Annotated in this window: 19 protein-coding genes; 7 read left to right on the top strand and 12 right to left on the bottom strand. The window is 70.0% G+C overall.

Annotation, left to right across the window (positions count from 1 at the left end; genetic code table 11):
- Positions 1-260 precede the first annotated feature (260 nt).
- The 3 genes from FM125_RS06535 to FM125_RS06525 form a co-directional block, all read right to left on the bottom strand.
- A complete protein-coding gene (locus FM125_RS06535; RefSeq protein WP_256388819.1) occupies positions 261-1,928 on the bottom strand; it encodes an ATP-binding protein in 1,668 nt (555 codons plus the stop codon).
- A gap of 199 nt (positions 1,929-2,127) precedes the next feature.
- Positions 2,128-3,522 (bottom strand): replicative DNA helicase, encoded by a 1,395-nt coding sequence (gene dnaB, locus FM125_RS06530; protein WP_070639577.1) that lies wholly within the window; start codon positions 3,520-3,522, stop codon positions 2,128-2,130.
- 606 nt (positions 3,523-4,128) lie between these two features.
- Complete coding sequence (locus FM125_RS06525) at positions 4,129-6,108, bottom strand: choline/carnitine O-acyltransferase (protein ID WP_087134041.1); 1,980 nt, start codon at positions 6,106-6,108, stop codon at positions 4,129-4,131.
- Positions 6,109-6,292: 184 nt separating this feature from the next.
- On the opposite strand from FM125_RS06525, the gene FM125_RS06520 reads away from it, so the two are divergent.
- The gene (locus FM125_RS06520) at positions 6,293-7,492 is read left to right on the top strand and encodes a Fic family protein (RefSeq protein WP_219337033.1); all 1,200 of its coding nucleotides are present in this window, start codon (positions 6,293-6,295) and stop codon (positions 7,490-7,492) included.
- Positions 7,493-7,531: 39 nt separating this feature from the next.
- Here the strand turns inward: FM125_RS06520 and rimK are convergent, their stop codons facing one another.
- Entirely contained in the window at positions 7,532-8,755 is a 1,224-nt protein-coding gene (gene rimK, locus FM125_RS06515; RefSeq protein WP_087134039.1) for a 30S ribosomal protein S6--L-glutamate ligase, read from the bottom strand.
- Between the two features lie 27 nt (positions 8,756-8,782).
- Between rimK and FM125_RS06510 the strand changes: the two genes are divergently transcribed.
- The 3 genes from FM125_RS06510 to FM125_RS06500 all read left to right on the top strand — a co-directional run bounded on the left by FM125_RS06510 (position 8,783) and on the right by FM125_RS06500 (position 10,832).
- The gene (locus tag FM125_RS06510; protein ID WP_070639581.1) at positions 8,783-9,283 is read left to right on the top strand and encodes an ATP-dependent zinc protease family protein; all 501 of its coding nucleotides are present in this window, start codon (positions 8,783-8,785) and stop codon (positions 9,281-9,283) included.
- A complete protein-coding gene (locus FM125_RS06505; protein ID WP_245829853.1) occupies positions 9,280-10,362 on the top strand; it encodes a succinylglutamate desuccinylase/aspartoacylase family protein in 1,083 nt (360 codons plus the stop codon). The genes FM125_RS06510 and FM125_RS06505 overlap by 4 nt, the downstream gene beginning before the upstream one ends.
- A gap of 248 nt (positions 10,363-10,610) precedes the next feature.
- Positions 10,611-10,832: a hypothetical protein gene (locus FM125_RS06500; protein ID WP_067191656.1), complete on the top strand. Its 222-nt coding sequence runs from the start codon at positions 10,611-10,613 to the stop codon at positions 10,830-10,832.
- Between the two features lie 348 nt (positions 10,833-11,180).
- Here the strand turns inward: FM125_RS06500 and FM125_RS06495 are convergent, their stop codons facing one another.
- The 6 genes from FM125_RS06495 to rpsF form a co-directional block, all read right to left on the bottom strand.
- Positions 11,181-12,632 carry an NAD(P)/FAD-dependent oxidoreductase gene (locus FM125_RS06495; RefSeq protein WP_087134037.1) on the bottom strand — a complete coding sequence of 484 codons (1,452 nt, stop codon included), beginning with the start codon at positions 12,630-12,632 and terminating at the stop codon, positions 11,181-11,183.
- A 227-nt stretch (positions 12,633-12,859) separates the two neighbouring features.
- Complete coding sequence (locus tag FM125_RS06490; RefSeq protein WP_087134036.1) at positions 12,860-14,065, bottom strand: MFS transporter; 1,206 nt, start codon at positions 14,063-14,065, stop codon at positions 12,860-12,862.
- A gap of 496 nt (positions 14,066-14,561) precedes the next feature.
- The gene (rplI, locus tag FM125_RS06485) at positions 14,562-15,026 is read right to left on the bottom strand and encodes a 50S ribosomal protein L9 (protein WP_087134035.1); all 465 of its coding nucleotides are present in this window, start codon (positions 15,024-15,026) and stop codon (positions 14,562-14,564) included.
- 30 nt (positions 15,027-15,056) lie between these two features.
- Entirely contained in the window at positions 15,057-15,296 is a 240-nt protein-coding gene (gene rpsR / locus FM125_RS06480) for a 30S ribosomal protein S18 (protein ID WP_067191663.1), read from the bottom strand.
- Between the two features lie 207 nt (positions 15,297-15,503).
- The gene (locus tag FM125_RS06475) at positions 15,504-16,103 is read right to left on the bottom strand and encodes a single-stranded DNA-binding protein (RefSeq protein ID WP_067191665.1); all 600 of its coding nucleotides are present in this window, start codon (positions 16,101-16,103) and stop codon (positions 15,504-15,506) included.
- A 95-nt stretch (positions 16,104-16,198) separates the two neighbouring features.
- The gene (rpsF, locus tag FM125_RS06470; RefSeq protein WP_070639590.1) at positions 16,199-16,504 is read right to left on the bottom strand and encodes a 30S ribosomal protein S6; all 306 of its coding nucleotides are present in this window, start codon (positions 16,502-16,504) and stop codon (positions 16,199-16,201) included.
- Positions 16,505-16,756: 252 nt separating this feature from the next.
- Between rpsF and FM125_RS06465 the strand changes: the two genes are divergently transcribed.
- Positions 16,757-17,383, top strand: coding sequence for a DUF1697 domain-containing protein (locus tag FM125_RS06465; protein WP_180525410.1), 627 nt, complete (start codon positions 16,757-16,759; stop codon positions 17,381-17,383).
- 39 nt (positions 17,384-17,422) lie between these two features.
- On the opposite strand, the gene FM125_RS06460 is transcribed toward FM125_RS06465, so the two are convergent.
- Complete coding sequence (locus FM125_RS06460; protein ID WP_087134033.1) at positions 17,423-18,871, bottom strand: M18 family aminopeptidase; 1,449 nt, start codon at positions 18,869-18,871, stop codon at positions 17,423-17,425.
- A gap of 110 nt (positions 18,872-18,981) precedes the next feature.
- Here FM125_RS06460 and FM125_RS06455 point away from each other — a divergent pair, with 110 nt between their 5' ends.
- Positions 18,982-19,317: a hypothetical protein gene (locus tag FM125_RS06455; protein ID WP_067191308.1), complete on the top strand. Its 336-nt coding sequence runs from the start codon at positions 18,982-18,984 to the stop codon at positions 19,315-19,317.
- An 84-nt stretch (positions 19,318-19,401) separates the two neighbouring features.
- On the opposite strand, the gene FM125_RS06450 is transcribed toward FM125_RS06455, so the two are convergent.
- The gene (locus FM125_RS06450) at positions 19,402-21,147 is read right to left on the bottom strand and encodes a glycosyltransferase family 87 protein (RefSeq protein ID WP_087134043.1); all 1,746 of its coding nucleotides are present in this window, start codon (positions 21,145-21,147) and stop codon (positions 19,402-19,404) included.
- A gap of 151 nt (positions 21,148-21,298) precedes the next feature.
- Here FM125_RS06450 and FM125_RS06445 point away from each other — a divergent pair, with 151 nt between their 5' ends.
- The gene (locus FM125_RS06445; RefSeq protein WP_067191310.1) at positions 21,299-22,384 is read left to right on the top strand and encodes an inositol-3-phosphate synthase; all 1,086 of its coding nucleotides are present in this window, start codon (positions 21,299-21,301) and stop codon (positions 22,382-22,384) included.
- Positions 22,385-22,691 lie beyond the last annotated feature (307 nt).

Here is a 22,691-nt window from a genome sequence, read left to right as displayed (position 1 = left end):
CCGGATCAACCCCTACCTGTGACCACCCCGCTTACACAGACAAGTTGACACGCCCTTCCTGGGCGTTCAGGAAGGCAGTACCCGCTCACCATGCCCCGATCCACGCGAGAAGAGTCCATGAGACGACGTCTGCGTGTCCTGTCCTTGATGCTCGCCAGAGGCCGGTCGCAAGACGTTGCCGAAGAACTGAAAGTAGGCCGTAACACCAGGACGGTGTTGCACTGACCACCTGAGTCGGCCCCTGTTCGACAACTCCTGCGTCACCCGTCCGGCAGGACGTACCGACGGTTCCGGCTGGTCGGGGGCGCAGTCGCCACCACAACGCCCCGTTCAACGAGGCCGCGCAACACCGGTCGCAGGGAGGTGACGGCACGCCCGGTCGCACGGGCAATGTCATGCACACTCAGCTCCTGGGCGTGTCCACTGGCCAACGCATCAACAACGGCCCGCTCAGCATCGGTCAGCCCCTGCTCCTCAGCCCACAGGGCGTAGGAATCCGTGCCCGTCTCACGCATCAGACCCTTCGACGCCAGACCGTCCAACACCATGCGGAGCACATCCGAATCCGCCCCCAGAGACTGCCTCAGGCCTGGAACGGTGACCCCGCCGTTCCGCCGGGCGATCAGGAGGATCGCCTCCTCCTGCTCAGTGAGGGTCTCGCTGCTGAGAGACTGCAACCACTGACGCAGTGCAGGGATCTCAACGCCATGACGCCGCAGAGTGACCACCACTTGGTCCGGATGCACGGTGAACTCCGGGCCTTCGAGCGCATGAGCGGTCATCTGGTTCATCATCATGCGCACTCCGCCCCCTTGGCCCTCCACGGTGAATCCCGCCGCCTCATGGTGGGGCACGTGCTGCAACATCTGCATGAGCACCCTGTTCCGGCACATGGACCTGCCGTCGTCGAGGTTGTCTTTGGTCTTGCCTCCCCAGAGTCCACCGGGGCTCGCAATCTCCACGCGATCCGGGTAGACGTCCACCGTGACCGGCTCACCTTGGAAGAGGTCTGCATACTCGCGGTGCACCACGGCGTTGGCGATGGCTTCACGAAGGACGTCTTCGGGAATCTCCAAGTGCTCCGTTCGCCCGCTGCCTTCGACCGTGGCATACCGCTGCAGGTGTCTGGCCGTCGCCGCCACGGCCGTCTGCACCACCTCTGGCAGAGCCCCTTCGCACTGCTGACGGTCGCTGAAGCGAACTCGGCCTCCTCCGGTGGCCTTCGCGAGTCCAGGATGCACAGTGACATCCACGAGCAACCGGGGGAAGAACTGCTGCGGGAACACTCCCAAGCTCAAAAGCCCCGCGAGAGTGACGGCACCGTCCTCGGTGAGGATATTCAGCCGCCGCAACCGCTCTTCATGATCCACCGCACCTCGGAGAGCCACAGAGCTCGCACGTCGCTGCAGGAGGGCGTGCAGCTGCGACTCGTCGAGATCTTTCAGAGAAGCTCGCGGCACGGCGGAGAGGTCTACCGATGACTGGGTCATGGCATGCCGCATCTCATAGATCTCTGCGCTGGAGAGGTGGAGATCCTTGTCATCCACCCGCTTGTAACTGCCCTTCTCAATACCCTGCGCGGTCCGCCAACACGGCTTCCGGCCCAGGTCGTTCTCCGCAATGTCCACGGCGACGACTGGACGTCCTTCCAGTTCAGCGCGCTCGATCCTGTACACCGGTGGGTTGGTCAGCTGTGGAGGCTGCCCGCCGTCCCCCATGCCGGAGACGAACTGGTCGATCACGCGCTGGGGATCAAATCCCTCGGCCGGCACAAAGCCTCCAGCCTCCGACACGCCCAGGAGAATCCGTCCACCCCGGGTGTTGGCGAACGCGCTCACCGTCTCCCAGATGTCCTTGGGCAACCCTCCGCCTGCAGCTTTGGCCTCGCAGAGGGCATCATCCGAACGTTGGCGCCTCAGCCTCTCCACATCCCGCAGCACCCCGCCATCCACCGTCACGAGACCCCCACTCACTCACCGAGCCATCAGCACTCACTTTACAGACTGACGGGCTCACTCTACATAGTGAAGACCTCAGTTTACTCAGTGACGGCGTCACTTTACTCAGTGAGGTTGGCTCGCACCGCAGTGACGGCCTCCACGGGGCATCGCGGACACGGTGCCTCCGTCAGAACCCTCCGCCGCCTCCGCCGTCGTCGGCCAGGTTCGAGAACCGCGAGTAGTGCCCCTGGAACCCCACCACAATGGTCTTCGTCGGGCCGTTCCTGTGCTTGGCCACGATCAGGTCCGCCTCGCCGGCGCGCGGGGACTCCTTGTCGTACACGTCCTCGCGGTGCAGCAGGATCACCATGTCCGCGTCCTGCTCGATCGACCCGGACTCACGCAGATCGGACACCTGCGGCCGCTTGTCCGTCCTCTGCTCGGACCCACGGTTCAACTGACTCAACGCGACCACCGGCACCTCGAGCTCCTTGGCCAGCAGCTTCAGGGCACGGGAGAACTCGGCCACCTCCTGCTGGCGGGACTCGACCTTCTTGCCCGAGCTCATCAGCTGCAGGTAGTCCAGCACCACCATCTTGAGGTTGTTCTTCTGCTTCAGGCGCCGGCACTTGGCGCGGATCTCCATCATGGACATGTTCGGCGAGTCGTCGATGAAGAACGGGGCGTCGTTCAGCCGGCCCACGGTCGCGGCGATCTTGGACCACTGGTCGTCCCGGATGGTGCCTTTGCGCAGGTCCTGCAGGGCGATCGTCGCCTCCGCACTCAAGAGCCTCATCGCGATCTCGTTCTTGCCCATCTCCAGGCTGAAGAACACGGTGGCCATGTTGTGGTGCAGTGCCGCGGCGCGCGCGAAGTCCAGCGCCAGCGTGGACTTGCCGACCGCCGGGCGGGCCGCGATCACGATCATCTGGCCCGGGTGCAGGCCCTGGGTCAGCTCGTCGAAGTCGTAGAAGTCCGTGGGAACGCCGGTCATTCCCTCGCCCTGGTTGCCCGCGGCCTCGATCTCGTCGACCGTGTGCTCCATGATCTCGGACAGCCGCACGTAGTCCTCGGACTGGCGGTTCTCCGCCACCTTGTAGATCTCGGACTGCGCCTCGTTGACGATCTCCTCGACCTCACCGTCTCCGGTGTAGCCCATCTGGGTGATCTTCGTGCCCGCCGTCACCAGACGCCGCAGCACCGCCTTCTCGGCCACGATCTCCGCGTAGAAGCTCGCGTTGGCGGCGGTGGGCACGGACTGGATCAGCTCGTGCAGGTATGCCGGTCCGCCGGCGCGCGTCAGCTCCTGGCGCTTGTTCAGCAAGTCCGCCACAGTCACCGCGTCGGCCGGCTCACCACGGCCGTAGAGGTCGATGACCGCCTCGTAGATCATCTCGTGGCTGGGGCGGTAGAAGTCGTGGCCCCGGAGGATCTCCACCACGTCCGCGATGGCGTCCTTGGAGAGCATCATGCCGCCGAGGACCGAGCGCTCCGCCTCGAGGTCCTGGGGCGGCAGCACGCCGCGGTCAGAGGAGCGGCCGCCGTCGTCGTAGGCGCCGGAGTCTCCGTACTCATCAGACATCTTCCGGATTCTCCCTTCCCACGGCGCGGCACGACGGCGGCCTTCGGACCGGCCGAGCCAGCCCGTATTCCTCTGTGACACCCCCGGCCGTCGCAGGTGCCGCACTAGTCCGCCGCACCGGCGTGCAGGACGTCGATGCGGCGGAGGACACCTCCAGTCACGGGGGCGGCGGATGGACGCCGGCGTAGTGGTCACCTGCCGGCCAATACCCACCGCCTGCGACGTGGGGATAGCACGGGACACTACCTGTGGCGTGGAACCTGCGACAACCGCGTGTTCCACAGGTCCTGTGGACAGCGTGTGGACGGCGCGGCGTGTCGTGTGGATTCCCCGGCGTGGCGCTGGGGACAAGACTGTGGGGCAAACCCACAGGAGCTCATCAATCTCCCCCTGACCAGGCATGATGCTGGTCCACGCCTGTGGGGGGAAGATTTCTTCCTGGAAGATCCCTGACCGTGGCAGCACCCCCTCAGATCACGTTTGACCCCCGTCTCACCCGGGTGTTATAGACCCCTATCCACATCGCAATCCACAACATCCACATCTGTGGACAACTCGTGTGGACAAGCCGCCGTGACCTGGGGACATCCAGATTGACAGCCCCCTTCAGGCGACCCGTCCCACAGCCTGCAGCAGCTCGTCCACGCACTCCGCGGCCCGCTCCAGCGCAGCCAGGAACCGCTCCGGTTCGGCCGCCCCGCCGGCCCAGTGGCTGACCGTGAACTCCAGCCAGTCCTCCCCCGGCGTGTAGGCCACCCCGAACCCGTCCTCCACGGAGGGCACGAACGCGTAGCGGACCACCTGGTCGGCCGAGCCGATCGACGTGGTGGACAGGAAATCCTCCCGCGCCTGCCGCACCGCCGGATGCCGGGTCAGCTCGTCCAGCGCCTCCGACTTCTCCTGCACAGCCTCGGCGGCCAGCCCCAGCCCGAACAGGTGCCGGTCCACCCCGTGGCCGGCCTTGCAGGCCTTCACCCAGTCCCGGTGGGCGTCCAACGCCTCCACGAGCAGCTCCCGCCACTGCACAGCCGCCCGGCCCTCCACAGGCCCCGCGGCGAGCGCCTCCACCAGTGCGACGAGCTCCGGCGTCACCGGCCGCAGACACTCGGTGCGCCCGGCCTGGTACTCGCGCATGTCCACAGACTCGTAGTGCCCGCGCACCCGCCCGAACGCGATCCGCTGCGCCAGCGCCATCACCAGCTGCTGCACCGCATCCAGGCTCACCTTCATCCCGGCCGCCTGCACGTCCGGCCTCCGCGTGCACACCACGTCCACCCGCAGCTCGGCGGCCCGCTCCGCCGCCTCGTCCAGCAGCGTGGTCGCCCTCTCGCGCAGCTGCTCCGGCCACGTCCAGGCCAGCTCCTTCCCGACGACGTCCGCCTCCCCCGCCTGTCCGCTCACCTCTGCCGCAGGGCCAGGGGCAGGGCGTGCCCCCTGCGAGGTCTCCTCCACAGTGACCTGCTGCATGCGGCGCACCGCCTCCACAAGCGTCGCCCCGTCCACGGTGGAGTGCTCCACGTGCATCGCGGTCCACCCGTCGGTCAGCCGGTGCAGGTAGGAGATCGGCCGGTAGACCCAGGCCAGGCTGGGATCCGTCAGGCCCTGCAGGAGCGCCGCGGCATCGTGGCCGGCCACAGCACCGGGCCCGCCGTCCGCGCTATCAGCATTCACCTCTTCGCCCACGCCCGTGCCCGTCACACCGTCCAGAAGGCTGACCGTGAAGAGCATCTGCCGCAGCCGCTCAGAGACGGCCGCGTTGGCCTCGTCCTGCAGCAGCGCGGGCAGCAGCTCCGCCAGGTGCGCCGAGCCCAGGGCGGACAGTGCGCCGAAGGCCAGCTCGCCCCCGCTGACGCCACCGTCGATGCCGCAGGAGCCGACGCCACCGCTGGCGCCATCGTCACCGCCGCCACCCTCACCGGCACCGCCCCGCGTCTGCTCCACCACCTGCGCCACGGCGGAGGCGAGCTGTGCCCTGCCGAGGAGGCGGCCGTCGTCGTGGGTCAGGGGCACCGCGAACAGCCGACCGCGCACGAACAACCCCACCTCACACCGGGCCGCGCCCGGCTCTGCCGCACGGAAGGCATCCACGTCCTGTCCGGGCTCGCGCAGGCCGCCGTTGAGGCAGACGAACTGGGCGGGGTCGATCGCCGAACCGCGCGCGTCCACCGGCGGCTCGGTCTCCCCGCGGGCCTCGGCCAGGTGCACCGCGGCCGCCCGCCGGATCACGTCCGCCGCCCGTTCGAACGAGTCCTCCACAGCACCGCCGGGCTGGTCGCGGCCGAGGGCAACCTGGAACACCACGTTCGTGGACAGCGGCAGCGGCCGGCGCTCCGCCAGGTACCCCTCCAGCCAGGGCACGGACATCCAGTTCCGGCCCGCCGCGTCCTCGGCCTCCGCGCGGGCCACCAGCGCCTCACGCAGGGCGGGGCCGTCCTCGGCGAGGAGACGGTCGGCGAGCGCCCGGACCTCGCCCGCGTCCTGCGGCCTCACGGCGGCCACCATGCGGACGAGCCGGTCCAGTACCGGAGCGGTCTCGGCCACGGGCAGATGCTTCAGGGCAGGGTGCGGATGCGCAGAAGAGGTCATGGCTCCATGCTGACAGGCGGCAGCGCTGCCCCGACTGCCCACCGGCTGTACTCCGGGTTGTTCTGTCGGGGACGCCTCCAGATGCACCCATTCCGTATCCGTTCGATAGAAGATAGACACAGAACTGGCTCTTTCGTGTTCATCTTCTGGTGAATGCACACATGTGTTGCCCTAGTGTGTGCGTGTGGACCTCACTCGTTTCAACGCCCCACAGATGGGTAACCTCGTCGACATCACCGGCCAGGAGCCGGACGGTCGCCCATGGCGACACAAGGCGTTCCTTCCCGCACCACTGCTGGACTCTATGCCTGCCTTGACCACCGATGTCATCCTGCGGTTGGGCGAAGCTCACGCAGCCTTGGCCGCTCTCGACAGCACCGCGTCCCAACTGCCGGACCCCCGCCTCTTCCGCGACCCACTCCTCCGTCTCGAGGCACAGAGCACCTCAGCGCTGGAAGGCACCTATGCACCGGTGCCCGACGTCGTCGCGGCGGATGAGGAACACGTCTCCACCAAAGAGATGCGCGAAGTCCTCAACTATGTGCTTATGGCGTCGACGGGCTTCCGCTGGCAGACCGAAGGCCGCCAGCTGACTTCATCACTCCTCACCGCCCTCCAGGGCCAGCTCATGGAGGGGACACCACTGGCACATGAGTCCGGCCGGCTGCGCACCATGCAAGTGGTTGTCGGACGGCGGGACGACCGGCGAGCCGATGCACCTCTCGCACACCAAGCCCGTTTCATCCCCGCTCCTCCAGGCGATCAACTCCATGCCGGCGTAGAAGAGTTCCTGGAGTGGAAGTCTGCTGACCACTCAGGATCACTCGATCCCCTGATCGCCACAGCCATGTCCCACTACCAATTCGAGACACTGCATCCTTTTCGGGACGGCAACGGTCGCCTCGGCCGCTACCTCATCGTCTGGGATCTGCACGCGCTCGGGGTCCTGCAGGAACCGACTCTGACCGTGTCTGCGTGGTTCGAGCAACGCCGAACCGAGTACTACGACCGACTGTTCAATGTCAGCGCCATCGGTGATTGGAATTCCTACTTCCAGTTCTTCCTCACCGGACTCGCTTCCTCGGCACAAGACACCCGAACTCGCATGCTTCGGCTCATCGCAGCGCGTGAAAAGTTGAGCGATCAGCTGAGGGAATCCAACATCCGCGCCGAGAGCGCCTTCCGCCTCCTCGAGCACGCCACTGCGCGACCAGTCTTCACCGTCCCCCAGGCATCGGCCGCCCTCGACCTCTCGCCCGCAGGAGCACGACGAGTCGTCGAGCAATTGGTCCGCAAAGAGATCCTTGCGCCACTCGACCCTGACGGTACCTACCGACGCCGGTACTTCGTCCCGCTGCTCTGGAACGCACTCATCGGTGAATAAGCGAGGGGAGCCACCTGCCCCTCTTGGCTGCCAGACCCCTCACGCCTCCTTGTCCGCCGGAGCCTCCTCCACCACGGGCTCGATGATCGGGTTCTTCGGCAGCTTGCGCACCCGCTTGGGGCGCTTGGAGCGGGCCGGGATGAGCGAGCGCATGTTCTCGTGCTTGCCGAAGCAGAGGAGGCGGTCGTTCTCCTCCAGCTCCTTCTCCGCGCTCGGGTTCGGGAACACCTTGGTGCCGCGGTGCAGGGTGAGGACCTGGATGTCCTTCTCCCAGAGGCCGGACTCGCCGATGGTCTTGCCGATCATGTCCGCACCCATATTCACGGCGATCTCGGCCACCCCGTACCCGGTGGACACGGCCAGGCGCTGGCGGACGTCGATGTCCGGGAACCCGGCCTGGTCTGCGATGTAGTCCACGATCGCACCGGCCACGTCCAGCTTGGTGGCGCGCTCGATGCCCTCCAGGCCCGGGGAGGAGTTGACCTCCATGACCAGCGGGCCGTTCTCCCCCTCGAGCATGTCCACGCCGGCCACGCGCAGGCCCATGATGCGGGCGGCGCGCACGGCGGTCTCCTCGAACTCCGGGGACAGCTCCACGCGCTCCACGGTGCCGCCGCGGTGCACGTTGGAGCGGAACTCGTCGCCCTGGGCGGAGCGGCGCATGGCGGCCACCACGCGGTCCCCCACCACGAGCGCACGGACGTCCTTGCCCTTGGACTCCTTCACGAACCGCTGGATGAGCACCTGCTGGTCAGTGCCGTGCAGCGTCTCGATGATCGCCTCGGCCACCTTCTTGGTCGGCGCCAGGATCACACCGATGCCCTGGGTGCCCTCCAGCAGCTTGATCACCACGGGCGCCCCGCCCACCATGTCGATCGCCGTGGACACCTCGCCGCGGTTGCGGACGAACACGGTGGCGGGCATGTCGATCTCGTGGCGGGACATGATCTGGGTGGCCCGCAGCTTGTCCCGGGAGTTCATGATCCCGGCGGCCGTGTTCGGGGTGTACACGTCCATCTGCTCGAACTGGCGCACCACGGCGGTGCCGAAGTAGGTCACCGAGTTACCGATGCGCGGCAGGATCGCGTCATAGGAGGACAGCGGCTTGCCGCGGAACAGCAGGTCCGGCTCCTCGGTGGACAGGTCGATGCCGAAGCGGAGGGTGTCCAGGACCTTCACCTGGTGGCCGCGCTCGAGGGCGGCCGACTTCAGGCGCTGCGTGGAGTAGGCGCGCAGCGACCGGGACAGAATGGCGAGCTTCACCAGGGATCTCCTGACAGGATAGGGGGCGTGTCAGAGTCTAAGCAGGTCACCCCGGAGACGTCAGTCGAGGCCGTCACGCTCGGATGGCGCGAATGGGTCTGTCTCCCCGGCGCCGGTGTCCCCTGGATGAAGGCCAAGATCGACACCGGGGCCCGCACCTCCGCCCTCCACGCCTTCGACGTGCAGGAGTTCCGCCGCGAGGGCCACCTCTGGGTCCGCTTCGAGGTCCACCCCTGGCAGACCTCCGCCCGGGACGCCGTCACCGTGGAACTGCCCGTGGCGGACGAGCGCACCATCCGCTCCTCCAACGGCCGCGCCGAAATCCGCCGCGTGGTGGTCATGCCGGTCACCGTGGGCGGCCGCACCCTGGACGCGGAGGTCACCCTCACCGACCGGGACGAGATGGGCTTCCGCATGCTGGTGGGCCGCGAAGTCCTCGCCCGCGGCTTCCTGGTGGACTCGTCCCGCTCCTACGCCGGCGGCGTCCCGCCCCGCGCCGTCCGCCGCCGCAACTGGGGCAAGCGGTGAGCGTGGAGACGCGCCGTCGTCGTCCCCGTCCGTCGTTCGCGTTCGGCAACGTGAAGGTGCGCGCCGGGCACCGGCGGGAGGTGTCCCTGCCGATCTCCCGCACCATCACCGGCGCGGACGTCACCCTGCCGGTGCACGTGCTGCACGGCCGGGAGGACGGGCCCACCGTGTGGGTGTCCGCGGCGATCCACGGTGACGAGGTGGTGGGCATCGAGGTCATCCGCCGCGTGCTGTCCATGCTGAATCCGAAGCAGATGCGGGGCACGCTGATCGCGGTGCCGATCGTCAACGTGCTCGGTGTGCTCACGGGCGACCGCTACCTTCCGGACCGCCGGGACCTGAACCGGTCCTTCCCGGGCTCCGCGCGCGGCTCGCTGGCGGCACGGATCGCGCACCTGATGATGACCGAGGTGATCAGCCGCTGCGAGGTGGGCATCGACCTGCACACCGGCGCGGACCGCCGCTCGAACCTGCCGCAGATCCGCTGCGACCTGGAGGACGGCAAGACCCGCCGCCTGGCCGAGGCCTTCGACGCCCCGGTGATGTACCACGCCCGCCTGCGGGACGGCTCCCTGCGCGCCGCCGCCCGCGAGGCCGGGGCGCGGGTGCTGCTCTACGAGGCCGGCGAGGGCTGGCGCTTCGACGAATATGCGATCGCCCCCGGCGTGGACGGCGTGCTCCGCGTGCTGGCGGCCATGGACATGGTGGACCTCGCGCCGCTGGGCGTGGACCCGGCCCCGGACCGCGGCGAGGAGTACGAGGTGGACGTCCCCGCCCTGGTGGACGCCATGGGTGACGAGGCCGAGCCGGTGGCCCCCGACCTTCCCGAACGGCACGTGGTGTGGCGCTCCGGCTGGGTGCGTGCCCGCAAGGACGGCATCCTGCACTCCGAGGTGGTGCTGGGCCAGCTCGTGGAGGAGGGACAGCGCATCGGCACCCTCTACGACTCCTTCGGCCGGACGGTCTCCGCCGTGAAGGCGGACCGCGCCGGCGTGGTCATCGGGCGGGCCGAGGCGCCCCTGGTGAACCGCGGCGATGCGCTCGTGCACATCGGCGAGACCGGTCCGCACGCGGGCTGAGCCGAGCCCTGCGGAGGGCGTTGCCCATTCCCCTGGCTTACTGGTGAGGACTCACCGTCAAAGACCGCTGTCAGAGCGTTGTGACGGTGTGTCCTCACCAGTTGTCGGGTGAGTCTTCACCAGTTGTCGCACGGGAACACCACGTCGACGGCCACGCACCTTCGCAAGGTGCGCGGCTGGCGTCGTGGTGGCGGCTTGACCCACCCCTGCCTGCGGGAGAAGGTGAGGTAAACGAGAGGGGGATCACCGTGGCCCTCGAGCCCAATGGAGTCGAGATCGCCGTCCTTCTGCTCTGGGCGGTCGGCCTCGTCTGCGCCGTGGCCCGGCTGCGGCGGGAGCGGAGCGTCTCGTCCTGGACAGTGCTCGTTCTGGCGGCCGTCGTGCCCGTGGTCGGGTCGCTCGTGGCGATCGGCGGACTGTTCCTCCCGCAGAGAAGGACGGCGGAGAGAAGCCCAGCCGACGTCACCTGACGCCCTGCCGCAGGCTCAACCGTTCTGCGGGCCCGTCTCGCCGACGTGCACCAACGCGTCGCCTCGGTTCACCAGGGGCGCCTCGGCACGGCCGATGACCACGCCGCGCCGAGCCGAGCCCTGCGGCGGGCGCTGCCGGGCGCTGCCCATTCCCCTGGCTTACTGGTGAGGACTCACCGTCAAAGACCGCTGTCAGAGCGTCATGATGGTGTGTCCTCACCAGTTGTCGCACGGGGACACCACGACGTCGGCCACGCACCCTGCCAGAGTGCGTGGCCGGCGTCGGGAAGCCCCGTCCGGCAGGTGCCGGTCAGGGACCCGGGGAGCCGGCGGGCTCCCGCGCGGGCGTCAGCCCAGCGGGATGCGGCCCTTGAGCTGCTCCGGGTCCTCCACGGGCTCGTCCTTGGTCTGCCTCATCAGCTCCTCGGCCTTCGGCAGCGAGTCCCAGACGTTCCAGAGCAGGACGCCGCGGACCGTGCCGCCGTCCACGTAGTAGACGACCGCCGTGGAGGTGTCCGGCGCACCGGAGGCGTCCTCGGCCAGGTCCACCACGGTGGTGTGGTCCGTGGTGATCTCGCCGATGGCCTCGTAGCCGGCGTCGAACAGGTCGCCCCAGAAGAACGGGGTGTGCGTGTAGGCCTCCCCCTGGCCGGCCATCGCCCTGCCGGCGGCCAGGCCCTGGGTCTCGGCGGCATCGGCGTGCTCCACACGGCGGGTGCCGAGCAGGGCGTCCGGGTAGGAGGCGATGTCCCCGGCGGCGTAGACGTCCTGCGCGGAGGTCTGGAGCATCTGATCCACCACCACGCCGTCCTCGACCGTGATCCCGGCGAACTCGGCGAGCTCCGTGCGCGGCTGAACGCCCAGCGCCAGGACCAGACGATCCGCGTTCAGCTCCGTGCCGTCCTCCAGCGTCACCGTGAGCACGCCGGGCGCGCGCAGGCCGTAGTCCGACGGGCGGGAGAGGTTCTCCTCCTGCTGCCCGGTCTCCTCGGCCGCGGCGGGCTCGTCCGACTCGTCCTGCGCCGGCTCCGGGTCCTGCGGGATGTCCTCCTCGGTGGGCTCGGCCACGTGCTCGGCCTCAGTGACGGAGGCATAGCGGCCCTCCACCACCCTCACGCCGCGCTCCTCATAGTCCTTCTGCACGGCCTCGGCGAGCTCCTCCGGGAGCATGTGGGACAGCAGCGGCAGCCTCGGGGACACCAGGGTCACCTGCGCGCCCACGCCGGTCAGGGCCGCGGCGAGCTCGGTGCCGATGTAGCCGCCGCCCACCACCACCACGCGGTCCGACTTGGACACCGCGCCGTGCAGGCGGCGGAAGTCCGAGGCGGTGCGGTAGGTGTGCACGCGAGCGCCCACCTGCGTCTGACCGGTGATCGGCTCGGAGCCGGTCGCCAGCAGCAGCGAGCCGTAGGAGACGGTCTTGCCTGCGATCACCAGGGTGTGCGCCTCCGGGTCCAGGTCCGAGACCTCCACGCCCAGCAGGTAGTGGGTGTTCAGACCCGGGGCGGCCGGCTCCTTCTCGTCCGTGGTGACCAGGACCGAGTCCTGCACGCTCGCCTCGTCCTCCGCCCACAGCCTCTTGGACAGGTCCGGGCGGTAGACCGGCGCCGAGACGTCCTCGCTCACCACGGCCACCGTGGCCTCCGGGGACACCTCGCGGATGCCCTCCACGGCCTTCACCGCGGCCATGCCTCCGCCCACGATCACGTGGTCGTAGCTCTCCTCCATGGACGGGGACGCGATCGGCGACCCGGTCGGGTCCAGCAGCGGGGCGTTCTGGGTGGTCTCATCGGCAGCCATGGCTGTCCTCCTTCCGCACGGGCCTCGGGTGTGGCCTGCGCGCCGGTGCGCCGCCGTCGGGGCGGCGTCGTCTCCGCCATCATGGGGCGATCGGCCGCCCAGACGAAACCCCTCGGGCTCCGGAGTCTCCCCGGGCAGGCGGAGGCGAGGAGCCGTCGTCGGGAAGGAAGGCGGGGGCACGACGACGGCGCGCTGCCGCCTTCTGAAGAGCCGGCGGCGGTCCGCCGTCAGGCGGCTCGGGAGGCCGTGTGGCGGCCGTGGACGAACCAGTAGTACGCCGTCAGCAGCGCCATGACGACGCCGGAGAGCAGGTAGGCGGAGCTCAGCCCGATGGCTGCGCCGGCCACGCCCACGATGATCGGCCCCAGGCCCGTGGCGATGTCCAGCAGCAGGAAGTAGGTGCCCGTGGCCACACCGAACTTCTGCGGCGGCACCGCCTGCACCGCGATGGCCTGGAAGCCGCTGATCAGCGGGCCGTGGCTGAGGCCGAACAGGAACCCGCACACCAGCAGCCCCGTGGCCGTGTGCCACTGGGAGAGCAGGACGAAGGACACCGCGTAGGCGATGAGCACGGGGTAGGCGAGGACATCGTCGCCCCGGCGGTCCTGCAGTGGGCCCAGCACGAAGCGGCCGACGAGGGTGCCCAGCGCGAAGAGCAGGAAGAACACGCTGGTGGCTGTCGCGCCGATGCCGTGATCCCGTGCGTAGCCGGCCAGGAACGCGAGCACGCCGCCGCCGTAGAGCATGCCCGCGGCCGCCGTGATCACCGCGATCGGGGCGGCCTCCGAGGCGAAGATCCCCGCGCGGGTCAGTCGGAACCGGCCGGTGGGCGTCGGCTCCGGGATGCGGCGCAGCGCCAGTGCGCAGACCAGGGCGCCGAGCGTGATGAGCGTGGCCGTGACGAACAGCCACTCGTAGCCGAAGCGGCTGATCACCAGGATCGCCGTCATGGGTCCGATGGCGCTCGAGACCGTCATGGCCGTGGAGAACCAGCCGGTCCCCTCCGAGCGGCGGGACGGCGGGATGATCGACTGTACCGCGGTGGCCAGCACCGTGGCGCCGGCGCCGAAGCACATGCCCTGCACGAACCGGACCGCGATCAGCAGCGGGACCGAGGACGCCACCAGGTAGGCGGCCGAGGACAGGACGTACAGGACCATCGCCACCACCATGGTGCGGCGGCGCCCCCAGGCCTCCATGGACGGCGGCGTGACCAGGCGGGTGACCACCGCGCCGAGCACGAACGAGCCAGTCACCACGCCCGCCACCGTGTCCGAGGCGCCGAACCGCTCCACCGCGTAGAGCGCCATCGACGTCATCAGCAGGTAGAAGATCATCGAGACGAACAGGTAGCCCACCGAGACCAGAACGAAGTCACGGGTCCACAGCGGCGGCCGGGCGGCCGCGGGCGCTCGGGTGTCGGGTGCGGTCATGGGTCGTCTCCTCTCGATGCTCGACGGGGTGGCGGCGGGCTCGACGGTGTGCCGGGTGCTCGACGGGCGCTCGAGCCCCGGGCGCTCAGGTCCCGGGTGGCGGGTGCCGGGTGGCGGGTGCCGGGTGCCGGGTGCCGGGTGCCGGGTGCCGGGTGCCGGGTGCCGGGTGCCGGGTGCCGGGTGCCGGGTGCCGGGTGCCGAAAGCATTCTGCGCCCTGCGGCAGCCGGGTGCCCGTCCGAGTCGCCAGGTGAACACCCCACAGCGCCCTCGCCTACTGGTGAGGACACACCGTCTGACCCCCGGTCTTCGGCGCTTGAGAGGGTGAGTCCTCACCAGTTGGCGAGCCTGACGGGGCCGCGTCGGCCCACGGAGACTACGCAGGTCCCCGGGAACAGCAGCCCCCCGAGACAGCAGAGGACCCCGGCACGCACCCTGCGGTGCATGCCGGGGTCCCCGACGGCGGTCACATCACCGGTGACGAATCAGGAGTGGGTCTCACTTCTTCTTCGTCTTGGCGGCCAGGACCTGCACCTCGACGTCGGCGACGACGTCCTCGTGCAGGCGGACCTGGGCCTGGTGGTGGCCCACGGCCTTGATGGCCTGCGGGATGGTGATGGAGCGCTTGTCCACGGAGCCGATGCCGGCGGCCTCGATGGCCTCGGCGATGTCGGCCTGCTTCACGGCGCCGAACAGGCGACCCTCGGCACCGGCGGTGCGCTCGAGCTGCACGGCGGTCTCCTGCAGCTTGGCGGCCAGGGCCTGGGCCTCCTCAAGGTTCGCCACGGCGCGGGCGGCGCGGGCGGCCTTGATCTGCTCGACCTGCTTCTCCCCGCCCTTGGTCCACACGGTGGCGAAACCGCGCGGGAGCAGGTAGTTGCGGGCGTAACCGTTCTTGACCTCGACCACGTCTCCGGCAGCGCCGAGACCAGTCACCTCGTGGGTCAGGATGAGCTTTGCCATCTGGTGTACTTCCTCTCTCGACTCGCTCGATCAGCCGCGGCCGGCGCCGGCGTAAGGAAGCAGGGCGACCTCACGGGCGTTCTTGATGGCCTGGGCGATCTTGCGCTGCTCCTGGACGGTCACGCCGGTCACGCGGCGAGCGCGGATCTTGCCGCGGTCGGAGATGAACTTGCGCAGGAGGGCGACGTCCTTGTAGTCGACGACAGTGACGCCGGCGGCCTTCAGCGGGTTGGACTTCGGTTTGGGCTTACGGATGTCAGCCTTTGCCATCGTGGTGCTCCTTGTGTCTGGTGGAGCCCGCAGAACGGTTCTGCGGGATGGAACGCCTCCGGCCGTGTCACGGACCGGCGGCAGGGGTGCCTCGCAGCGGCGCCGCGAGGCGGAGAATGGGGCCGGCGGTTCAGTGCCGGCCTCCGGGCTCGGAAGCCCGGACGGTCAGATGCCCTGAGAAGCTGCGCCCACACCGGGCGCCACGGATCAGAACGGGGGCTCGTTGGAGGACGGGGTGTCCCAGCCTCCACCGCCGCCGGCGCCGGACCACGGGTCCTGCGGGGCCGCATTGCCGCCGCCCTGCTGGCCGCCCCAGCCGCCGCCCTGCGAAGGGCCGCCGCCGAAGCCGCCGGAGTTGCCGCCGAAGCCGCCTGCAGACTGGCCGCCACCGAAGTCGCCGCCGCCCTGCTGGCCGCCGAAGCCGCCGCCTCCGCCGCCACCGCGCTGCGAACGGGTCACCTTGGCGGTGGCGTAGCGCAGCGACGGGCCGACCTCGTCCACGTCCATCTCCCAGGAAGTGCGGTTGTTGCCCTCACGGTCCTGGTAGGAGCGGGCCTTCAGGCGGCCCTGCGCGACGACGCGCATGCCCTTGGTCAGGGACTCCGCCACATTCTCCGCGGCCTCACGCCAGATCGAGCAGCGCAGGAACAGGGTCTCCCCGTCCTTCCACTCGTTCGTCTGGCGGTCGAACGTGCGCGGCGTCGAGGCAACGGTGAAGTTGGCGACGGCGGCACCGTTCGGGGTGAAGCGCAGCTCTGGGTCGGCAGTCAGGTTGCCGACCACGGTGATGATGGTGTCTCCGGCCATGGTCACTCCTGTGTTCGCAGATGGATCAGCGTCGATTCCGGTCCCGGGGACCGGGGTGTGTGTCCGATGCTCTCAGGTCACCCGGACGCGGTGGATCACTCGGCGGCGACCCGCTGCTCCTCCGGGCGGATGATCTTGGTGCGCAGGATGGTCTCGTTGAGCGACAGCAGTCGGTCGATCTCCTGGGCGGTGGCCGGCTCCGAGGTGAAGTTGATGACCACGTAGATGGCCTCGGACTTCTTCTGGATCTCGTAGGCCGTCTTGCGGCGACCCCACACGTCGACGTTGTCGACGGTGCCGCCGTCCTTGGTGATGACCTCAAGGTACTTCTTGAGGGTCGGCTCCACGGTGCGCTCGTCGACCTCAGGGTCGATCAGCACCATCAGCTCATAAGCACGCATGCGAACCCACCTCCTCTGGGCTTGCGGCCACGGTCTCTCCGTGGCAGGAGGTTCTGTGCTCGTCGTCCGCGCGTCGGCCCGCACTCTTCGGCGGCACGCAGACAACCTGATCCATCCTACCACCGCGGGAACGCGCGCCGGAGGGCGAGACTGATCACAGCCGCAGAGGCGAGAATGCAGACGGCAGGAGGCCGGCCGTCGTCGGGAAGCACCGGCGGAGCCGACCCGTGCACGCCACGCGAAGGAGGCCCCATGGACCGCACCGACCACCGCCACACCCACGTGCTGCTGCTGCGCGGCGTCAACGTGGGCGGACGGAACCGCGTGCCCAAGGCCGAGCTGGCCGAGCTCGCCGCCGAGGCCGGCGCCGAGGACGCGACCGTGCACCTGAACTCCGGGAACGTGCTGTGCCGGATCGGCGAGCGCCGTCCCGCCGCCGAGGTGGCCTCGATGCTCTCCCGCCTGATCCTGGCCCGCCTGGACGTGGAGACCCCCGTGCACGAGGCGACCGCCGCGGAGATCGCCTCCCTGCTGGACGCCTGGGAGGCGAGCGACCTGGCACCGACCGCCGGACAGGTCGCGGACGGCCGGTTCCTGCCGCGCCAGGCCCATCTGGTGCTGCTCGACTCCGCCCCGGACCCCGACGACGCCGCCCGGCTCATGGCCGAGGACTCCGGGCAGGACCGCTGCCTGACCACCGGCCGCGGCGTGTGGATCCGCTACGCCGTGGACACCCGCTCCTCGACGCTCACCCTGCCGCGGATCGAACGCATCCTGGGCCGCTCCGGGACCGCCCGGAACCTCAACACCGTGAAGGTGCTGGCCGGGCGGCCGGACCCGAAGAAGGACCTGCCCCGGATGGAGCTGCGCCGGGACTGAAAGGCCCCTCTCGACGCAGGAGCAGGAGGTGCCAGCCCGTCAGACGCCCGCGTAGAAGGCGTCGACGGTCTTGCCCATGTGCGCGATGTCCTCCACGCCGCACATCTCGCGGGCCGAGTGCATGGACAGCAGGCCGATGCCCACGTCCACGGTGCGGATGCCCAGGCGGGTGGCGGAGATGGGGCCGATGGTGGAGCCGCACGGGGAGTCGTTGTTGGAGACGAACTCCTGGAACGGCACCCCGGCCACGCCGGACCAGCGGGCGAACGCGGCCTCGCCGGCGGCGTCCGTGGCGTAGCGCTGGTTCGCGTTGATCTTCAGCAGCATGCCGCCGTTCGGGCGCGGGTGGTTGGCCGGGTCGTGGCGCTCGGCGTAGTTCGGGTGGACCAGGTGGCCGGTGTCCGCGGAGAGCAGCCAGGAGCCGTGGATCGAGCGGGCGCGCGCCTGCCCGTCGACGCCGAGGGCGGTCTGGATGCGCCCGACCATCTCCTCGAGGATCGGGCCGGCGGCACCGGAGCGGGAGGCCGAGCCGAGCTCCTCGTGGTCGAAGGCGGCGAGCATGGGGATGACCGGGGCACCGGCGGCCTCACCCGCGATGCCGTCGGCCACGCGTCCGGCGAACTCCACGCCCTCGCCCTCGCCGGCCAGGCGCTCGAGCGCCACCAGCCCGGCGTGGGTGGAGGCCAGGTTGTCCAGCCGGCCGGAGGCCAGGAACTCGCCGTTCGCGCCGAACAGGCCGGGGGCCTGGGCGTCGGCGACCATCACGTCATGGCCCATGATCGCCTCCGGCTCCACGCCGGCGGCCTCGGCCAACACGGACAGCACGTCCGCGCAGAGGTGGGCCTGCACCGGGCCGTCCAGAGACCCGTTCCCCGGCTGGGCCGCCCCGACCACCGGGTGCATGTGCTTCTGGCGCTGCAGCTGCAGGCCCTCGTTGACCTGGCGGTCCAGGTGGATGGCCAGCTGCGGGATGCGGCCGAGCGGACCGGTGGCGGCGAGCACCTGACGGCCGTCGGCGAGCGCGAGGCGGCCGGCGAAGCGCAGCTCGCGGTCCAGCCAGGAGTTCAGCAGCGGTCCGCCGTAGATCTCCACGCCGGCCTGCGCCCAACCGTCCGCGGTGACGGTGGCGTGGTTCGGCTTGAGCTTGAAGCCCGGGGAGTCGGTGTGGGTGCCCAGGACACGGAACACCGGCACGACGTCGGCCCCCTCGCCGCCGCCTGCGGCCTCGCCGGAGGCGGCGGTGCCGACGGTGGTCGGGATGATCCAGGCCATGGCGGCGCCGTCGCGGACGACGACGTACCCGCCCGGGGCCGCCGGGAAGTCCCGGTGCTCGTCCAGGCGGGTGAACCCGACGGCCTCGAGGCGACGTGCCACCTCCTCCGCGGCGTGGTAGCTGGAGGGTGAGGCGGTCACGAAGTCGGCCAGGTCCTGGATGTGCGCGGGCATCTGGCCCGGGGCGGCAGTGGCTGCGGCGGAGGTGTCGGTCATGGTCCGACCGTACCGCGGCCGTGTGCGGGGGCGCAGGGGCGGCGCGGCTACGGTGGAGGCGTCGGCGACGCGGCCGGCATGAGGGTGCGAGAGCGAGGAACAGGCCCAGGATGGACGCGCAGATCTGGATCGTGGTGGCGATCGGCGTGGTGCTGATGATCGGCTGGACGCTGGCCGGCTGGTGGATCGTGCGCATGGGCTTCACCCGGGACCGGGACGCGGTCGGGCACCCCCACGCGGACGCCGACGCCCCGGAACGCGCCGTCCCCGTCCGCGCCGATGCGAACAACGACCCCAACGCCATCTGGCGCGAGCAGATGAAGGCGGCGACCCTCGCCTCCGGCGCCCGCTGCGACTGCCCCGGCGCCGACCCCGACGGCGGCCCGGCGTCCCCCGGCCTCGAGCCGGACCCGGACTGCCCGGTGCACCGCTGGGACTTCGCCTGACCCGGCTGTGCGGGGGTTGCTGACGCAGGACATGGTGGCTCGGCGCATGCTAGCTCGGCGCCTGGTGGCTCAGCGCACGCTGGTTCAGCGCCGCGGGGAGTCCGCGTAGGCACCGGCCAGCGGGTCAGCGACCAGGTCCACCGGGCCTGCGCGGCCCGGTCCGGACGCCGCACCTCCGCGTCCCGGTCCGGACGCCGCACCTCCGCGGCCCGGTCCGGCACTGCCGGCCGCCACGCCGCGGTTCGCCTCGGGACCGCCGGCCGCCACGCTGGACGCGGCCGCCTGCCGCACCAGGTCCTTGCGCGGGGCGTACATCTCCACCACCACGCGGGCGCAGAGCCAGAGGACGGCCACCATGTGGGCCACGATCGCCAGCACGTAGACGGAGTCGTCCATGGAGTGCTGCGGCTCGGAGCCGGAGGCCCCCTTGGCCAGGTACATCCACACGGCGAAGAAGTGGAGGACCTCCACCGTCTGCCAGACCCAGAAGTCCTTCCAGCGCGGCAGGGCCAGCGCCATGAGCGGGATCAGCCAGATCACGAACTGCGGCGAGTACACCTTGTTGGTCAGCACGAATCCGGCCACCACCAGGAACGTCAGCTGCGCCAGCCGGGGCGGGTGCTTCGCCAGCACGCCGAGCAGGAACACCGCGGCGCACCACACGGCGAACACCCCGTAGACCACCAGGGACAGCGACTCGTCCGGGAGGTAGCGGCCGCCGACCTTCGGGGCCATCACATCCCAGGCGTGCCACACGCTGGACAGGCCCGGTCCGCGTTCGGAGGAGAAGGTGAAGAACAGCTTCCAGGCCTCGACGTTCAGCACCATCAGCGGCAGGTTCACCGCCAGCCACGCCCCGACAGTGCCGGCCAGGGCCTTGAGGAACGGGCCGAAGCGCCGGGACCTCACCGCCAGGATCAGCAGGGGCCCCAGGATCAGCAGCGGGTAGATCTTCATGGCCGCGCCGAGGCCGAACAGCACGCCCGCCCAGCCCGGCTTGGACCGGGCCCACACGTACATGCCCCAGGCCATCAGTGCCACGGCCCACATGTCCCAGTTGATGGTGCCGGCCAGGATCATGCCGGGTGCCACGGCCACCATGAGCCCGTCGGTCCAGCGGCGCCCGGCCATGCGCACGGTCAGCACCGCGACGACGGCCCACAGGCCCACCACGAAGACGGCGTTGACCAGCCAGAACGCGAGGGTCTCGTTGCCGCCGTCCGGCACCCACTGGGTGATCTGCGCGGCCACGGAGGCCACGAGGCTCATCAGCACCGGGTACTCGAAGGTCGATCCGGCGGCGAAGGGCGCCCACGCGTTGTCGGCGAACCCGCGCCCGCCGTAGAGCGCTGCCCAGTCCGAGTAGCAGCCCGCCAGGTAGACGTTCGGGGCGCCCCAGCCGCGCACCAGGCACGGGGCCTTCTGCAGCACCGTCGCCGCGGCGGCCAGGCCGACCAGCAGCGTGGCGATCGCCACCGGCGACGCCCACGAGCCGGTCTTCCGGCCCCACCCGTTGGCGGCCAGACCGCCGGGCAGGGAAAAGCGGCCCTCGGCCTCCCGGCCCCCGGCTGCGGCGAGGGACGCACCCGAGGTGCGTGCCGTCGTCGTGCCTGTGGCGCGCCCCGTATCTGCGGTGCCTGCGGCGCGCCCTGTGCCTGCGGGCGCCTGCACACCGGTGACGCCGCTCACAGCGGCCGCGTCGTCCTGTCCGCCTGTGGCGAAGGAGCCGCCCGTCCCCGCACGCTCCGGCACCACCGGTCCGGCGGCGCGGCGCGGCGCAGGTCGGCGGGCAGGGGCGGGCCGCGGAGCCTTCGAGGGGTCAGAGGTCATGCCCACCATCCTAGGAACCGCGCGGGTCACCGGGCCCGGCTCCACGCGCGTCAGGCGTAGACTGCAACGCAAGCTCAAAACCCCGGGACCGGGCGCGCCCATGTGGCGTGCCCACCTGCACGTGCGCCCGGGGAGACTTCGAGGAGAACAAGTGGCAGAGAACCCCATCCGCGTCGCCATCGCCGGCCTCGGCAACTGCGCGACGTCCCTGATCCAGGGAGTCGAGTACTACAAGGACGCCAAGGCCGAGGACACCGTCCCGGGCCTGATGCACGTCCAGTTCGGCGACTACCACGTCTCCGACCTGGAGTTCGTTGCGGCGTTCGACGTGGATGCAGCGAAGGTCGGCCTGGACATCTCGGAGGCGATCCTGGCCTCGGAGAACAACACCATCAAGCTCACCGACGTCCCGAACACCGGCGTGAAGGTGCAGCGCGGCCCCACCCTGGACGGCCTCGGCAAGTACTACAAGGAGACCATCGAGGAGTCCGCGGAGGAGCCGGTGGACGTCGTCCAGGCCCTCAAGGACGCGAAGGTGGACGTGCTGGTCTCCTACCTGCCGGTGGGATCCGAGGAGGCGGACAAGTTCTACGCCCAGGCCGCCATCGACGCGAAGGTCGCCTTCGTGAACGCCCTGCCGGTGTTCATCGCCGGCACCCAGGAGTGGGCGGACAAGTTCACCGCCGCCGGCGTGCCGATCGTGGGCGATGACATCAAGTCCCAGATCGGCGCGACCATCACCCACCGTGTGATGGCCAAGCTGTTCGAGGACCGCGGCGTGACCCTGGACCGCACCTATCAGCTCAACGTGGGCGGCAACATGGACTTCAAGAACATGCTCGAGCGCGAGCGCCTGGAGTCCAAGAAGATCTCCAAGACCCAGGCGGTCACCTCCAACACCTCCGCCCAGCTGGGTGAAAAGGACGTGCACATCGGCCCGTCGGACTACGTCGGCTGGCTCGACGACCGCAAGTGGGCGTTCGTGCGCCTCGAGGGCCGCAACTTCGGCGACGCCCCGGTGTCCCTGGAGTACAAGCTCGAGGTCTGGGACTCCCCGAACTCGGCCGGTGTGATCATCGACGCCGTGCGCGCCGCGAAGATCGCCCTGGACCGCGGCATCGGCGGCCCGATCCTCTCGGCGTCCTCCTACTTCATGAAGTCCCCGCCGGTGCAGCACCACGACGAGGAGGCCCACGAGCTCGTGGAGGCCTTCATCCGCGGCGACATCGAGCGCTGACCGGCCCCACGATCCCCGCGGCCCCGGACCTCAGCCGGGCGTGTCGACGACGGCCCCTCGCCTTCCGCAGGCGAGGGGCCGTTCGCGTCGGTGTGCCGGGCGTCGGCGTGCCTGGGTGTGCTGTGCCCTGGGGGCGTGCTCGGGTGAGCTGTGTCTACCGCATGACGCGCCCACCTGCCGTAGGGTGTGCCGCCGCCTCCCCCAGAGTGGGGATAAGACACGGCGTTGAGATCGCAGAACGGGACCGTGTTGTACCCCCGAAACGCCAGGTTGCACCCCCGCAACGCCAGGTTGTACCCCGGCAACA

Source organism: Micrococcus lylae (assembly GCF_900163825.1).
Taxonomy (GTDB): Bacteria; Actinomycetota; Actinomycetes; order Actinomycetales; family Micrococcaceae; genus Micrococcus; species Micrococcus lylae.
The sequence above is the reverse complement of the archived record's forward strand: the minus strand, read 5'-3'. Positions and strand labels throughout refer to the sequence as shown.